The organism is Flagellimonas algicida, from assembly GCF_049629585.1.
Lineage (GTDB): Bacteria > Bacteroidota > Bacteroidia > Flavobacteriales > Flavobacteriaceae > Flagellimonas.
Genome location: NZ_JBMYIX010000001.1, coordinates 906,492 through 921,608, shown reverse-complemented (window position 1 = coordinate 921,608; position 15,117 = coordinate 906,492). Strand labels below are relative to the sequence as shown.

General features: G+C 41.7%; 13 protein-coding genes. 1 reads left to right on the top strand and 12 read right to left on the bottom strand.

Going from position 1 to position 15,117, the window contains the following annotated elements; genetic code table 11:
- Positions 1-79: 79 nt before the first annotated feature.
- Positions 80-1,969: a tetratricopeptide repeat protein gene (locus tag ACPD8L_RS04105; RefSeq protein WP_423942101.1), complete on the bottom strand. Its 1,890-nt coding sequence runs from the start codon at positions 1,967-1,969 to the stop codon at positions 80-82.
- Between the two features lie 312 nt (positions 1,970-2,281).
- Here ACPD8L_RS04105 and ACPD8L_RS04100 point away from each other — a divergent pair, with 312 nt between their 5' ends.
- On the top strand, positions 2,282-3,871 hold the full coding sequence (locus ACPD8L_RS04100) for a thiol-activated cytolysin family protein (protein ID WP_423942098.1): 1,590 nt from the start codon (positions 2,282-2,284) through the stop codon (positions 3,869-3,871).
- Positions 3,872-4,212: 341 nt separating this feature from the next.
- Here the strand turns inward: ACPD8L_RS04100 and ACPD8L_RS04095 are convergent, their stop codons facing one another.
- From ACPD8L_RS04095 to ACPD8L_RS04045, 11 genes are all read right to left on the bottom strand, one after another.
- A complete protein-coding gene (locus ACPD8L_RS04095; protein ID WP_423942096.1) occupies positions 4,213-4,968 on the bottom strand; it encodes a DJ-1/PfpI family protein in 756 nt (251 codons plus the stop codon).
- Between the two features lies 1 nt (position 4,969).
- Positions 4,970-6,244: an NAD(P)/FAD-dependent oxidoreductase gene (locus tag ACPD8L_RS04090; RefSeq protein WP_423942093.1), complete on the bottom strand. Its 1,275-nt coding sequence runs from the start codon at positions 6,242-6,244 to the stop codon at positions 4,970-4,972.
- Positions 6,245-6,324: 80 nt separating this feature from the next.
- A complete protein-coding gene (locus tag ACPD8L_RS04085; protein WP_116217738.1) occupies positions 6,325-6,894 on the bottom strand; it encodes a Crp/Fnr family transcriptional regulator in 570 nt (189 codons plus the stop codon).
- Between the two features lie 73 nt (positions 6,895-6,967).
- Positions 6,968-8,719 (bottom strand): arylsulfatase, encoded by a 1,752-nt coding sequence (locus tag ACPD8L_RS04080; protein ID WP_423942090.1) that lies wholly within the window; start codon positions 8,717-8,719, stop codon positions 6,968-6,970.
- Between the two features lie 4 nt (positions 8,720-8,723).
- Positions 8,724-10,274 carry a prolyl oligopeptidase family serine peptidase gene (locus tag ACPD8L_RS04075; RefSeq protein WP_293300752.1) on the bottom strand — a complete coding sequence of 517 codons (1,551 nt, stop codon included), beginning with the start codon at positions 10,272-10,274 and terminating at the stop codon, positions 8,724-8,726.
- A gap of 35 nt (positions 10,275-10,309) precedes the next feature.
- Positions 10,310-12,016, bottom strand: coding sequence for a hypothetical protein (locus tag ACPD8L_RS04070; protein ID WP_116217735.1), 1,707 nt, complete (start codon positions 12,014-12,016; stop codon positions 10,310-10,312).
- A 334-nt stretch (positions 12,017-12,350) separates the two neighbouring features.
- Complete coding sequence (locus ACPD8L_RS04065; protein WP_421809472.1) at positions 12,351-12,953, bottom strand: short chain dehydrogenase; 603 nt, start codon at positions 12,951-12,953, stop codon at positions 12,351-12,353.
- Entirely contained in the window at positions 12,954-13,394 is a 441-nt protein-coding gene (locus tag ACPD8L_RS04060) for a GNAT family N-acetyltransferase (RefSeq protein ID WP_116217733.1), read from the bottom strand. It lies immediately after the preceding gene.
- A 43-nt stretch (positions 13,395-13,437) separates the two neighbouring features.
- Positions 13,438-13,743, bottom strand: coding sequence for an ArsR/SmtB family transcription factor (locus tag ACPD8L_RS04055; RefSeq protein ID WP_116217732.1), 306 nt, complete (start codon positions 13,741-13,743; stop codon positions 13,438-13,440).
- Between the two features lie 206 nt (positions 13,744-13,949).
- Positions 13,950-14,405: a GNAT family N-acetyltransferase gene (locus ACPD8L_RS04050; protein ID WP_423942085.1), complete on the bottom strand. Its 456-nt coding sequence runs from the start codon at positions 14,403-14,405 to the stop codon at positions 13,950-13,952.
- Positions 14,406-14,450: 45 nt separating this feature from the next.
- Entirely contained in the window at positions 14,451-15,113 is a 663-nt protein-coding gene (locus ACPD8L_RS04045; protein ID WP_423942083.1) for a hypothetical protein, read from the bottom strand.
- Positions 15,114-15,117 lie beyond the last annotated feature (4 nt).

The window sequence follows — 15,117 nt, the reverse complement described above, 5'->3', positions numbered from 1 at the left end:
AGATGGACAAGTTCGCACATTCTGCCCGAATCACCAACAGTTATGTACACAAAGGGACAGATTTATGAAAGCCGTTGGTTTACAGTGTATTCAAAAAGGTGATAAGGTCCGTTTCCTTGTCCAGCCCCAATTTCTTTTTGAGGCGGTATTTGGATTTTAGGATACTGTCCGGCAATACGTTGAGGGTGGCAGCAATTTCCTTGGTAGTAAGGTTCATGCGCAAAAAGGCGGCCAAGCGTATCTCCTTTTCCGAAATATCGGGATAGAGCGTCTTGAGTTTTTGGTCAAAGTCGTTGTGCACTTCGGCAAAATAGGTCTTGAAGATTTCCCAGTCCTTGTCCGAGGCATTTTCCTTTCTCAACAACATTACAATGCGGCGGAACTCTGTCTTGAACTTTTCGGGGGACGATTTAATGTTTTCCAGATTTTCCTTGAGTTCTTGGATAAAGGTGTTCTTTTGCACCAAATGCAGGGTCTGGCTGGTTAGCTCTTTCTTTTTGTGGGCGATTTCCTGTCGGTAGATTTCCTCCTGCTTCTCGCGCTCCACTTTGTTTTTCTTCATTCGCTGCCGGAACCCAAAGACCAACAGCCCTGAAAGGGCTAGGGCAGAGGCCATGCCCCCAGCGTAGAGTCCTTTGGTGAGTTGGTCCACCTCAGCCTGCGCATTCAAAGTGTTTATTTCTTCTTCCTGTAGGGCAATCTCAGCTTCTTTTTTTTCGGTTTCGTAGATGGTCTGGAGTTCGGAAAGGCGTTGGCCGTTTTCAATATTGTAAATGCTATCGTTCACGGTTTTGTATTCCTTAAAATAGGTCAAAGCTAAACCTTCCTTATTTTGTTTACTGGCTATTTCGGATAAAAGTTGGTAGGCCTTGGCCTGATTTTCCAACAGTTCGTTTTCTGTTGCCAGGGATAAGGCTTTTTGGGCCCATGACGCTCCTTCTTCCAGTGCACTCTCTTCTGTGGAAATTTCGGCCAAATGGATTTGGTTGACAACCACGTTTCCTGTTTGACCTATTGAATCCGCCAGAAAAAGTGACCGCTTAAAGTATGTTTTGGCTTCAGGGAATTCGCTTTTTAGTTGGTAGTATCTCCCCAATCCAAATAATGTGTTTATCTGACCCAATGGAAATTTCATGCTTTGGGAGAGTTCCCAGCTTTCATCATATTGTTTTTTGGCGGTTTCCAGACTATCCTTTTTATTCAGATATATATTGCCCAAATTGGTAAGGGAGGCAATAATACCATGTTTATCGTTGTCTTGCCTGTTCATTTGTTCCAATTGTAACAGATAGTTGATGGCGTTTGCGGTATCACGCATCTTCAAATAATTCCGGGAAATTCCTCGCATGGCATCTTTTAAACTGTTTCGGTCGTCATACCGTTCGTAAATGTCCATGGCCTTAATATTGTTTTCCAAGGACAATCGATATGCACCCTTGGAGAAATGCATTCCAGCAATAACATTATAACAGGCCGCAATTCCCGTGGAATCGTTCTTCTTTGCAAAATTCTCCATGGACTTGTTGGCATATAACAAAGTACTGTCATGCTGACTCATAATGGAATGGTTAATGGCTATGTTGATTTGCATGGCGGCGGTTGAGCGATACTCTTGGGCTTTTTCACTCAGTTTAATGGCTTTCCGGTAGTAGGTGTTGGAAGAAGGATAGTCATCTATATAGGAATAGGCAATCCCCATTCGTTGGTACCCGGTGTGTTGAATGGGAACGTTGTCCAGTTTCCTTCCCAAGTCAATAAGTTGGTCAGCATAGCCGAAAGCTTTGTCAATATCCCTGTTGATGTGTGCTCTCCATAGATCGACCAAAATGGGTGTTCGGGAAGAATCAATCGGGGATTTTTGCAAGGCATTCAATAAGCTGTCAATAACCTGAGGACTGGCATCATATTGCCCATAACCATCAAAGTGGGTTATCAAAAAACAGACAAGGAGAGGAATATATCGTTTCATGGTTCAAGGTTGATTGCTTTACCAAGATACCGATTAATTCCATTGGCCAGACTTTCGTTTCCATATGTAAAAACTCACTTGTCCATGAAAAGTCTATAAAATTTTCAGATTGATTTGTGTTGTATATCTCTGTAAAGTATTGATTTTGAAAGGTTTTTTTAATAAAAAACATATTCTTAAAAAACGAGCTGTCCATGCTTGGTTTTGATGGAATCCTAGGTAGCTGTCCATACTTTGTCCATGCCCAAAAATAGGTCGGTGGGTGATTGGGGGCTAATTTCGACAGCGTTGAACCCATTAAACCAATACGTTATGAAAACAATTGTAAAAAAATTAAATGTGTGCTCCTTATTCATTTGGGCCATGACTTTATGCATTGCTGTTTCGTGCAGTAAAGACAGCGGAACCGACCCGCCAGTAGAAAATGGGGGCGAGAATGGCGGTGAAAACGGAGGAGATGAAGAGAACAACAATCTCGAAGACATCAACTCTTCCATTGCCAGCCTCACCTACAACTCTGATGAGCTCTTGAATGTACAGGATACGGGAGGAGCCGCCGCCGAAAGAACCATGAATTCAGACAACACAGCCAATACAGGGCCCACTTTGGGCCAATTGTTCGAGTGTAGGACCATGGACTATAGCTTGGAATCCAATTATGACGATGTAGCCATCTTGCGGCCTACCAATGGTGTGGTCTATCCCGGGGCCTTGGTCATAGGCAATGCCGGAATGCTGGACGGTGCTCCCGACCCCTTGGCATTGGACCGTGCCCCGGTGACCCTTCGTTTGGATCTCCCCGGGATAGGAGCCCAAGGCAATATTGTGGTGGACAATCCCACCAATTCTTCCGTGCAATCCGGTATAGATGATGCCTTGGAGTGGTGGAATGCCAACGCCTATCAGGATGGTTATGTGAATGCATCCAATTCATCCTATCAAGCTTCGGAATCGTATTCCTCTAAACAATTCAGCATGGATGTGGGATTGAATTTGGAATGGGCCACAGGATCTTTGGCTTCCCAGTTCGATTATGAGAGCACAACTGAAAAGCGTTATGCCGGGGTGGTGTTCAAGCAGGTTTTTTATACGGTGACCATGGATACCCCAAGTTCGCCCGGCAGTGTTTTTGATGCTTCGGTGACCCAGGCACAGGTTGATGCCGCCATTGGTTCCGATACCCCACCAGCTTATGTGAGTTCCGTGTCCTACGGCCGTATCATTATGGTGCGCATGGAAACCACCAATACGGATACCTCCATTGAACTGGATGCCGTGTTGGAATATGCAGGGGGCGTAAGTGGCGTAGGGACGGTAAATTCCACGTATGATGAGATATTGAAAACCTCCAGTGTTACGGTGGTGACCATCGGCGGAAACGCCGAGGCAGCTTCCGAGGCCATTAATTTAGCGGATATCGACTCCGGTTTTGGGTCACTCAATAGTGTAATTACTGGGGAGAATGCCGTTTACAGTCGAGATAATCCTGGGGTGCCCATCGCGTACACCATTCGGTATCTTAAGGATAATTCGCTGGCTAAAATGGGTTATACCACAGATTATAGGGTGGAAAGCTGCCAAACTTTTAAGTATGACCATGCCAGTGTGGATGTGGACAATAATTCCATTTTTGATGTCCGTTACCGATTTGTCTATAAGACAGCAGGGACCAACAATACGGTTATTGGAGGGTATTATACCGTAAACAATGGTCAGCGTTCCGTGAAGAGTCCACCAGATGGTTCACATGATGTAGAGGTGGAGTTCCAGTTTCAGGATGCTTTTGTATGGAGACAATTGGGCAGTCCAAGATCCTATGGTTATCTGAGTAGTCAGAAGTGCTTTGAGGTGACCAACAACCTATTGCTGCAAATCACTTTGGCTCCCATTAGCTGTAATTGATATAGTGTCGACAGTCGGCCGCTCAGGTGGGGTTCAACTACCTGATGCCGGCTGTTTTATTCCAGTAAAAAAGGGAATCTGTTTTTTATTGGTATTAGGCTATCCGACACGAATTGCAATGTGCCTGTCATGTCGAGCGCAGTCGAGACATCCGTGGGATTTCTCGTCGTCCCGATCTTCGTCGGGACTCTGTCGAAATGACGTTCGGAATCTTATGGTCATTTCGAACTCCTGTCCCGAGCTTGCGAGGGAGCTGGGGAATGTGAGAAATCTATCATTTGGGATTTCTCAATCGTCGTTTCCTTCCTCATATCGAAATGACTGGCAGGAGTGAGGGAAACCTATTCCTCCCAATTTTTAAGTCGGTCTATGTATAAGTAGTCTTCCACAAACTGCCGATGCTCGGGACTGGTCATTTTTTCAACCAAATTCAAGGCCGAAATATAACTGGTCAAGTTTCCGTTGGAGGAACTGAACTTTCCATCCTCGACAAAAGTGACTACACTATCGTCCTGGACCTTTAAATTGGGATAATTCTCCTGTAATTCCTTTCCACCACCAATATAGGTAACGATTTTATGTCCGTCCGCAATCCCGGATTCTCCGATAAGCTGGGCTCCTGCACAATTACTCACTATGTATTGGGTCTCCTCGTTTTTCCTTTGGATGAATTCTATCATTTTCTGGTTACGGACCTGGGCATACATATCGTAACCACTTGGAACAAATAGCGCCGTGAGCTTGGGGCAGTTCTCAAAAGTATAATCGGGGACAAAATGCATGCCTTCCTCGGTGGTGATGGGTCTTTCGGTCTCCGCTATGGTGATTACGTTAAAAAGTTGCTCCATGTTTTGGTTGGGTTTTCCAAAAACATCCGATGTGGCAATGACCTCTCCCTGCAAAACGCCATTGAACATGAGAAGTCCTATGGTGGGCAATTCCGGATTGAACGGTTTTAAGTGTTTGGTAAGGGTATCCGAGGGTACCTCCACATAGTCAGTTTGCCCAACCTCAGAGCTGGATTTTGATTTTTCGGTATTGCAGCTCAAAAGAATGGCAGCAAAGAGTAGGGGTGTCAATAGTCCTAAATGTTTCATGTTATGTGTTATTTCTTTCTGTGGGTTTAATGATCATTCTAAAATATTGGTCCTTGTAGATATAATATCCGAGCCAGTTGTACAACGTGCGCACTTTGTTTTTAAAGTTCACAAGCCCCATAATGTGCACAAAAATCCATATAAGCCAGGCACCAAAGCCTTTTAGGGACCGTTTTTGTCCAGGGAAATCCAACACGGCCTTGTTTCGGCCAATGATGGCCAGGGAACCTTTGTCGGTATAGTGGAACGGTTTCCAATCTTGGCTTTTCCGTTTTAAATTATCAGCTAAATTTTTTGCTTGTTGTAGCGCGGGTTGTGCCAATTGTGGATGTCCATTGGGGTAGGCCTTATCCCCGAGGACCAAGGCACAATCTCCCAAGGCGTAAATGTTGTCACACAAATGCACTTGGTTGAAGGAATTTGTTATTAACCGTTTACCGGCCCCAAAACTGTCTTTTGGAAAACCCTCAAAGGTTTTGGCGGATACCCCTGCGGCCCAAATCAGGTTTTTGGATGGAATTTCAGTGTCATTGGACAATACAACAGTTTCCCCGTCAAAATCCTTGACTAGTGTGTTCATGGTCAAGTTAACGCCCAATTCCGATAGTTTTTTGGCGGTATAGGTCTGGGCATTCTTGGACATGGACGCCAAAACGGAATCTTGTCCATCAATTAGGTGGATTTCCCCTAGGTCTTTCTCCAGAAGTTCCGGATAATCCTTGATGATGATGGTGGCCTTCATTTCTGCCAATATGCCCGAAAGTTCAACTCCCGTAGGCCCTGCACCTGCAATGACAAAGGTGAGGTACTTTTTTCGTTCCTCTACATCATCGATTCTGGTGGCACGGTCCAAACGGGTCAGGATGACATTTCTAAGGGAAAGGGCATCACTGATGGTCTTCATGGGCAGGCTGTACTTTTCAATGTTGCCATTTCCAAAAAAGTTACTTTCCGTCCCCGTTGCCATCACCAGAATGTCGTATTCCAGCTCCCCGTTGCTCAACAATATTTTGTTTTCTTCGGGCATCACCCGTTCAAGAGAGCCTAACCGAAATCTAACATTCTTTAATTTCCTCAAAATCTTGCGGAACGGATAGCTTATGGCCGATGGTTCCATAAAGCCCGTGGATACTTGGTAGATCAAGGGTGGAAAAAAATTGTAGTTGTTGCTGTCCACCAGGGTGATTTGATATGATTCGGAATTCCCCAATTGTTTTACAAGTTCCAGACCTGCAAAACCTCCGCCTACCACAACAATTTTTTTAGTGTCCGCCATGTGTTTGACCTTTTCCCTTATTCGGGTAATACAAAGGTGGCCAAATGAACTTCAATAAAAATTAAGCTGGTTTAAGAAAATCACTTTCTTTTGATTTCGCTCAGGTATTCAGGGGTCAGGCCAAGAAAACTTGCGAGCACGTATTGGGGCACACGTTGCACAAATTCAGGGAAACTCTCCCGGAAACTGAAGAACATTTCTTCTTTGGAAAGACTATTGATGTATTTGATACGCATAAGGGCCGCTCCATAGGCCGTTTCGAAAATGGACCTATAGTATTTCTCCATTTTCGGGAATTTTTCCAGCAGCTCTTGGTATTTTGAAAAGGAGATGGATAAAACCGTTGATTTTTCCAAGGTTTCCACATAGAAATTGGAGGGTCTTTGGTATTGAAAGGCCAAAAAATCGGTCAGCCACCAAGTTTCCATGGCAAACTGGGTGGTCTTGGGGTTGCCCAAATCATCAATGAAGTAGAGTTGCAAACATCCTTTTGCTACAAAAAAAAGCGTGTCACAACGTTTTTCGGCATGCAGTAATTTTTCTTTTTTGCGATAGGATCTAATATCAAAAAAGCGGATGATTTCCGATAATTCCTCTTCTGAAAAGTTGACGTAGCTGCTGATGTGTTCCGTTAGGATCTGTTCGCTCATGGGCTAGGGCATAACAAGCAGTAAAGATACGCATCTGTTCGCTGAGTTTTCCAATCTTAGCAAGCCTGAACTTTTAATTAATTTTCTCCATTTGGACCCAGAACGGAAATATCTTTTTTTTGTCCACAAGATAATAGGGCAGTATTTCACATTCCATGTCTGGGAGATAGACATTGTTCATTTCAATAATATCCGTAATGGGACCTTGCACTTTTTTTCTAGTGACCACACTTCCTGCTTCAAACAATAAGTTTCCTCCGGTTGCTACAGGTTTGATGAACTTCAACTTTATATGGTACGTTCCGGCATTGACCTTTACGTTCCACTTTCCATAAACTTCCTCTTGGTTCCAGATGCCCCGTTCCCCATCCGCATCATTTCTGTTCAATATGGTGGGATTCTCGTTGGCATTTCCAATTTCAATGCGGGGAGGGTGTACAAGGTTCTCCGAGGAAATCAGTTCGTAGTATAAGGTGTCCAAATCCTTTTTGAAGGTTTCCGCAAGCTCTGTGTTTTTTGAAATGATATTGGATTGTTCATAGGGATCCTTTTTTATGTCGAACAATTCGAATTCGGTAATATGGGAATCATAGGAGGTATGCCCTACCAACTTGTAATCCCCTCTTTGTATGGCGATGTTGTTGTATAGTTCGGGATAGCGACGGGTCCAGTAGAAGAACAGGTGCCTTTCCGGCCAATCTGCAGACGTGGAGTTGATCAAGGGCACCAGACTGCGCCCATCTATCTTTTTGGATTTGGGCAAATCAACACGGCAAAGTTCTGAAATGGTGGGCAATAGGTCTATGTGTGCTGCTGCTGTTTCAACTTCTGTATTACTTTTAAATGAGGGGTTTTTCATAAAAAATGGAACCCTAACGCCGCCTCGGTACACACTACTCTTTTTTCCTCGCATACCCGCTATATATCTGGATTGCTGCGGACCATTATCGGTCATAAAAATGATAATGGTGTTATCAGCGATATTCAGCTCTTCCAGGGTATCCAGCAATTTACCCACATTCTCATCAATATTGGTGACCATACCATACACTTTTCGGGCGTCTTCTTTATCTTTTTCCGACATATGGGGAAACGGTCTGTCATCATTTTCAAAACCAGAGGCCGGGTCTATGTCCTTGTACATTTGGTAGTACTTATCGGGTACTTGCAAGGGCGTATGCGGGGCATTGAAGGATAGGTAGCAAAAGAATGGTCGTTCCGAGTTTTCTTTAATGAAATCCATGGCCTGTTCTGCAAAGATGTCCGAGCAATAACCGGTATAGGCTTCCTGTACCCCGTTGTGCCAAAGTACGGGGTCAAAATAGCTGCGGTCTCCCTTAAAGTAGTTGGTAACATCTCCCACTTGTCCCATGCCTCCGGCCAGATGGATCACCGATTCATCAAACCCTTGATCGTTCGGCCTGAACGGATAATTGTCCCCCAAGTGCCATTTGCCAAAAATACCCGTACGGTAGTTGGCTTGCTTGAGCATTTCAGCAATTGTCACCTCGTTTTGGGCCATGGTGGCACCACCATTGTAGGTGTCCCTGACCCCGGTGCGCAAACTGTATCGGCCTGTCATGATACTGGAACGTGTTGGTGCACAGACCGGTGATACATAAAAATTATTGAAACGGACACTCTCTTGGGCAAATTTATCCAAAACAGGTGTTTTTATATGGGGATTGCCGGTACTCCCTAAATCCCCATACCCTTGGTCATCGGTTATTATAATGATCACATTGGGTTGATTAGGAGCTTGGCCAAAAGCCAAATGGGCCATGCAAAAAATAAGGGTCAGAAGGAAAAATGTTGTCTTTTTCAAAGTGTTACTTTTTTAATTGCTCCAATCTGTTGATGGCGTTTTGGCTTTGTGGGTTCAATGCCAAGGATTTTTCAAAACTTTCAATGGCTTTATCCGTGTTGCCCATGAATAAATATCCCTCTGCTAGACTGTCATAGAGATTGGCAGAATCTGGGAAAAGTCGTGTGGCCAACAAAAACACCTTTATTCCTTGCGAAGATGTTTTTGGGTTGAAGACCAATTGTAACCCAAGCGTGTTCAGATTGCCTTCAGGGATGGAAAAAGCAGGATGACTTTTTACTATGGAGTCGTACAATTGGGATAGGTTGTTATAATTCTGGCCCGAAGCCAAATCGTTAAAATCCTGAAACGTGTAGGCTCTTTTTTTCGATGGTTTGATGCTTTGGGTTATCAAACCATCGGCAACTCCGTTTTTGGAAGGGTTATTTTCAATAAAATGCAGGGCGTTTTCATCCTTTTTTAGCACGGCATCCAAAAAATGTAACGCATAGGCCGATACCCATTTGTAGGACTCCATGATTTCCGAGTCATCTTTGTCCTGTCTCTTGTCCCTATCGGCAAAGAGAATCCCAAGGGTACTGAAATAGCTGTGCGTAAGGTCATGGAACTTCAATTGGTACGAGGTGGCTTGGGTTATGCTGTCGTACAACTGGAACTTTGTGTTGAGTTCAGCATCGATCTTGTCCTCTTTCAAAACGATATCGGGAATGTCTTTCTGCGCCATATGGATGTAGGGTACATCTATTTTTGCGGCGTCAAAAAAGTGGGATTGCTCCAGTAGTGCGTATTGATATCTTTCTGTGCCATCCAGACTTACAATGGCTTTGATATTATCATTTCTATTTTGCACGATGATATTGGATAGACCGCCAAAACTGAAGCCCATTACAGCAATCTTGTCATGATCTACTATGGGAAGTTTCCCAACTTCTTTTATCAAAAACTCCATATCCCTCGCCTGGGTTTCCATTTCCTTGGCGTAGTTGTTGCTGAACCAACGGGTCTCTGTGCCTCGACTTAGACTGGACACTACCACATACCCGTGACTTACCAAATATTCACAAAGCGCAAAGTTTTCTATGGAGGATGCCATGAAACTGGGGGCATAGACAACCACCGGAAATTTCCCCTTCAAAAAATCCAGTTCGGGATATGCTGTTGTTGGTTCTACAAGGTGTTTTTGGTTGTCGGGGGTGTTACGGTAGTAAAACCAATTCAAGATCTGTTCATTGGGCAAATGTTCCCATTCCTCTTCCTCTTTTAGTATCTCAAGGTAATCCAGAACCTGTAAGGGTTTTATGTCATCTGCAATTTGCCCTGCGGGATACCAAAGGCTTATGGAAATGGGTCGGGCCATCTTTTTGTTGGTATAGTCCATGGCCCTGTGGTACGTTCTTGAGCTATCCAGAGTAGGGTAGTGGCGAAACCCCACGGTGTACTTTCCGTTTTCAAGGTTGATTTTCTCGAGAGAAGTTTGTGCAGCCACCATACTGGCATGGAAGAGGACCAAAATTTGAAGAACCGGCAATCTTATACTACATCGGTCAGTATTCATTTTTTTTCTTTTGTAAGAAACTGCTTTTCTATGACTCACTCAGATTCTGTTTCATTGGTATTTTCCTCAAGTAAACTTTTATTGGTCGGTTCGGTAGTGCCATTAAGTCCAATTGGATTTGTAAGTGAATTCAGGTTCTTTATTTTTTCAACGTCGCGGCCACTAACTCCAATTATTTGGGATTTTTCAGAAAGGTACTTGTTAAAGGAGTTTATCAAATAAGTATTTGAGCTTTCATTTTTGTCCAATGAGACCACATAACGAGGTGAATGATCAAATGGGTCCGCCTTTCCAAGTCGTATAAAACTCACTGAAAGTATACTGGAACTCACAAATTGTAATGAAATGCTTGATTTGGTCACCTCATTTCTAGATTCCACGGAATCGTTCAACCCTCTTCCCGCTGTTATTCGGGACGATTTGTATTCTCCATTTCCATCTACAGAAATCAAAATGGATTCAAAAGCAAATTCCGATAGGAATAAAGTGCTTAGGGAGATTAATTTTAGACCAAAATTTATTATTCCCAAAGTAGTGACGGTAGAAAGTAAAAGTCCAATGAAAGTTTTGGCACCGCTGACAAAAGCTACTAATGCAATTAAACCGACTATTGCTCCTGCAAAGCCAATCTTGGATAAATTCTTGGCACTTTTATTCAATACAGTATCATTCAATGTAGCCTTGGGAATGGGTTGTGTCTCTTGCATTAATGCCATGCTGAATTTGCCATTGCCGGAGTGATAGTAATCGTCATAAATTCTGTTCACTATGCTTGAGCTGCCAAGTTCCGCCAAGCGATTTGAGATAATCCTGCGAATTTCATCAGGATGGACTCCAAGGTCAACATCGGTTTTGGATACGGATATCTCGTCATTAGTGTCTTCTATGTATACTCTTCTCTTCAATAAAAAGAAGAATGCAAAAAATATTCCCGCACTCAAAAGCACAAATATCAAGGTCACCAGGAATACACTTTTGGGTATTTCAGGGAGTTCGTAGTTAAAAGAAGATGTTTTGAGTATTAAAAACGTACCGATGGAACATACAGACAAGATTATGGCAATAATACTTTTTTTTGACTCATTCGTAATGGGACTAAAAGGGCTCCATGAAAATACCACTGAAATGGAAACCAATAACAATAGCCATTCAAACCTACTTCCGTAAAAAACATCTATGATTTCCAGATAGTCAAGGAACAATGCAACGAACAGGATCAAGAATGGGGAGAATGAAGATATCAGTGCATTTAGGAAATTTTGGGAAACGATAAAATATCTGGGTGGAATTTTTTTCAAACCCACAAACACCCTTGTGGTTATATTTTCAATCAAGGTTGTAGGCTTTATCAATTCCAGGTCTTTTTCCTGTAAAAGTTTAAACAATGAACCTTTATTATAAGCATAAGTTGATTTTTTACTTGAATTAAGGTCCTTTGCTAAACTTTCAGTTAATTTTTTGTCGGGGTCGAACTTAAATACAACGGATAAAGCAACGCGAAGATATTTTACGCCTATCCCCAGAAGAAGTGATCCTGTAAAAAGCTTTAATATAAATTGGCCAAAAGGTATTATTTGGCTCCCATCTTGACTTGAGACATGCTCTCTAAAGCTCTGAAAATCCCCTTTTGTCAACAACAAGAGCACAATGCCGCAGATTAGACAAATAATTGAAAATATTCCCCACAGTTTTCCTATCTCTTCAAATGGGTTTCGGATTGATTTTGTGTCGTTGTTTTCCATTTTTTGTTAGTTGGTTTATTGGTTTAAATCTTGGTTGATGCAATGGCGTATCTGCTTTAATTTTAAAAGTGTGATTTTTGGTTTGTCACCAATGGTTAAATACAATAATGGTTAAGGCTTTGGGGGAAGATGTGATAGCCTACCGATAAAGTTAATAAATTAGATCAGTTGCGGTACTGTTACCGCCTGTAATTAATTGTGTGTTAAACGGATATTTTGTTTTCGTTCAACTGTTTTTATCTGTTTTTTCAGTTGGATTTCAACATTCACGGGCTCTTTCGCGGAATACAGATTCCATGAAGATGGTAGAGTTCATCATGGGGCAATTGGCTTTTCAATCATATATTCTAATTATCTCCCCATTGCCTTTTCCGCGTACACTTCTCACATATCCGTTAAGTACTTTTTTCATTGGTATTGGATTATGTCCAGGGAAATAGTCCTTATATTTTTCATATGCGTCTTCTACCATTCCAGAAGAAACAACATTGACTCTTATACCATTCTCAATTTCAAGCGCTACTGCCTTGACAAAACTATGTATTGCGCCATTTACCATTGAAGCACTTGTAGTTTTGATTACCGGGTCATCAGCCAATATTCCTGTGGTCAAAGTTATTGAACCATTGAGGTGTAGATAGTTTTGCCCAATACGAACAAGATTCACTTGCCCCATAAGTTTGCTTTTCAGTCCAACGAAATAGTCTTTTTCTGAAAGTTTATTAAAATCATCCCATTTTGCTTCTCCTGCAATGCAAATAATGGCATCAAATTTCCCGATAGTTTCAAACATTGCCTTAATCGATTTACTATTGGCTATATCAACCATTATATCTCCTTTTGTTCGTCCAGCTATCAAGACTTCATCGTTTTGGTTAAAATGGGAAGCGACTACTTTTCCTATAGTTCCGTTTCCTCCAATGATCAATATTCTCATTTATTTTTGACTTAGTTTGTATTCAAAATGAAATCCAAGGACTTTGAAGTTTTGATTATAGTAGAATTTATGGGAACGTGTATTTTGTACATAAGTATTTAAACCAATGGATTGATATTCATTGGCTAGTGCCCATTGTTTGATCTTATCAATAAAATAGTTGCCAAAACCTTTGGATTGAATCTTTGAATCAATGATTACATTATCCAGTTCCAATTGTTTCCCACAATAGATCCTTACTGTTGTCCAACCGGATGAGATACCTATTAGTTTTTTACCTTCAAAGAGACCAAAGCACCTATAATTAGGTAATTGAGACATTTGATGTAATAACTTTTCTATGGTATCACTAGTCATTTCTGGGTTTAGAAGGTTAAGGAGATAAAGCACTCTTTCAAGGTTTTCAAGAGGGTCTATAAGTTCAAATCGGATGTTTTTCATATCTTTACTTCGGTATATATAGATGTGTTGAATTAAATAAAAACTAGTTTTTTAGAAAAAGACAATACTGATCGATCAATTTTTCATTTCTCCTTAAGTAAGACCACTTTCCGTGTCTTGTTGAAATTAAAAGCCCACACTTTTCCATATTGGTCAAATAGGTTGAAATTGTTGATTGAGAAAGTCCAGCTTTTTCTTGAATGTACGTTACGCAAACACCATCGTTAAAATGCTTTAAGGTTTCATGCGGCGGAAAGTTTTTTTTAGGCTCTTTCAGCCATTCCAATATTTGTAGTCTGGTCTGGTTAGATAAACATTTACCAATTTCGGTTGCACTTTTTAAATCCATGACGCAAATATATCTATAATTCTAGATATATGAAAATAATTATTTTGAGGTTCAGGTTATTTTGACTTATTGCCTAACGGTTTTGTGCAACCGTTAGTTACGGGAATTAAGGTAATGATTTTCGGTCAAGGGGTTATGAGGGCCATTTGGGGAGGATTCCAGACTGCTTCAAGCACAGTGGAAAGTAGGAGGGAAAGGCTCCATTTTTAGTTGAAATGTATTTTCATGCCTTCGTGGGAGGCCCTAAATCCTAACGCTTCGTAAAATTGAATCGCTTTTGGTCTTTTTTTGTCCGTGGTCAGTTGCAATAAATGGGCGTTTCGTTCCTTGGCTCTCTGTATGGCCCATTCGAACATGGTTTTTCCAATACCGAGTCCTCTTTGGTCTTTTCTGATCCGTACGGCTTCTATTTGAGCCCTGATTCCCCCTTTATAGGTAAGGTATTGAATAAAAGACATCTGTAAAGTCCCGATGATTTCAGCCCCTTCGTTTTCAACAACGATCAGTTCTTGGTTTGGGTCGGCATCTATTTTTTCAAATGCGACAAGATATTCCGTGGGCAAGGGGACTTGATAATTCTCCCTTGTTTTTCCGAGTTCATCATCCGCGATCATTTCCACAATTTTGGCCACATCGTTTTGGGTCGCTTTTCTAAATTTCATTTTTTGAACGGTCTTGGTTATGATTTCGTTGTGGGAAGTTTTTGCTCAATAGTCATACATTTCCAATTCGTCAAAGTCTTTTATGTTAGACAGTTTTATTACATGTTCTATTTCAACATCACTCCAGGTTTCATTGAATATCTCATCTCCGCCTTCTGCATTTTCATTGGTGTTTTCTTTGATCAGTTTCTTTTTTGTCAAGAAGTTGATGCTTGTTTCCCTATTTATGATTGGCCCATAATTACTGCTTGAATCAAACCCTATCAATTCAAAATTTGAGTTTTGAAACCTGAAAGTGTATTTCCAAAATCCATATCGGCCGTGTCCGTAGTGCACGTACAATTTTTCATTTTTGATCTCAATACTTAATTGGGGCGGGAAGTAAACCCCTCCATCTTCATTTTCGGATGAAAAACAGTCATAATTTTTATCGGCCAAGCGGTACTCTTTCCCGTTTTTGAATAGCACAATGATTCCACGCCTATTTCTATCCACTTTTTGGTCAAATCTGTTGGTGACGATATTTGCCGTATCGGTCTTTTTGATCAGCAAAACACAATCTTCCTGTCCATCATTGCTTAGGTCTCCATAATAGTTTTCAAACACTGCATAACCTTTTGGAATAAAATCGGACGGTTCATGGTTTTGCGCCTTGCAAGCAGCTATTATCAACAGAAAAAAAGGTAATAGTCTTAAGGTTTTGTTCATTCAA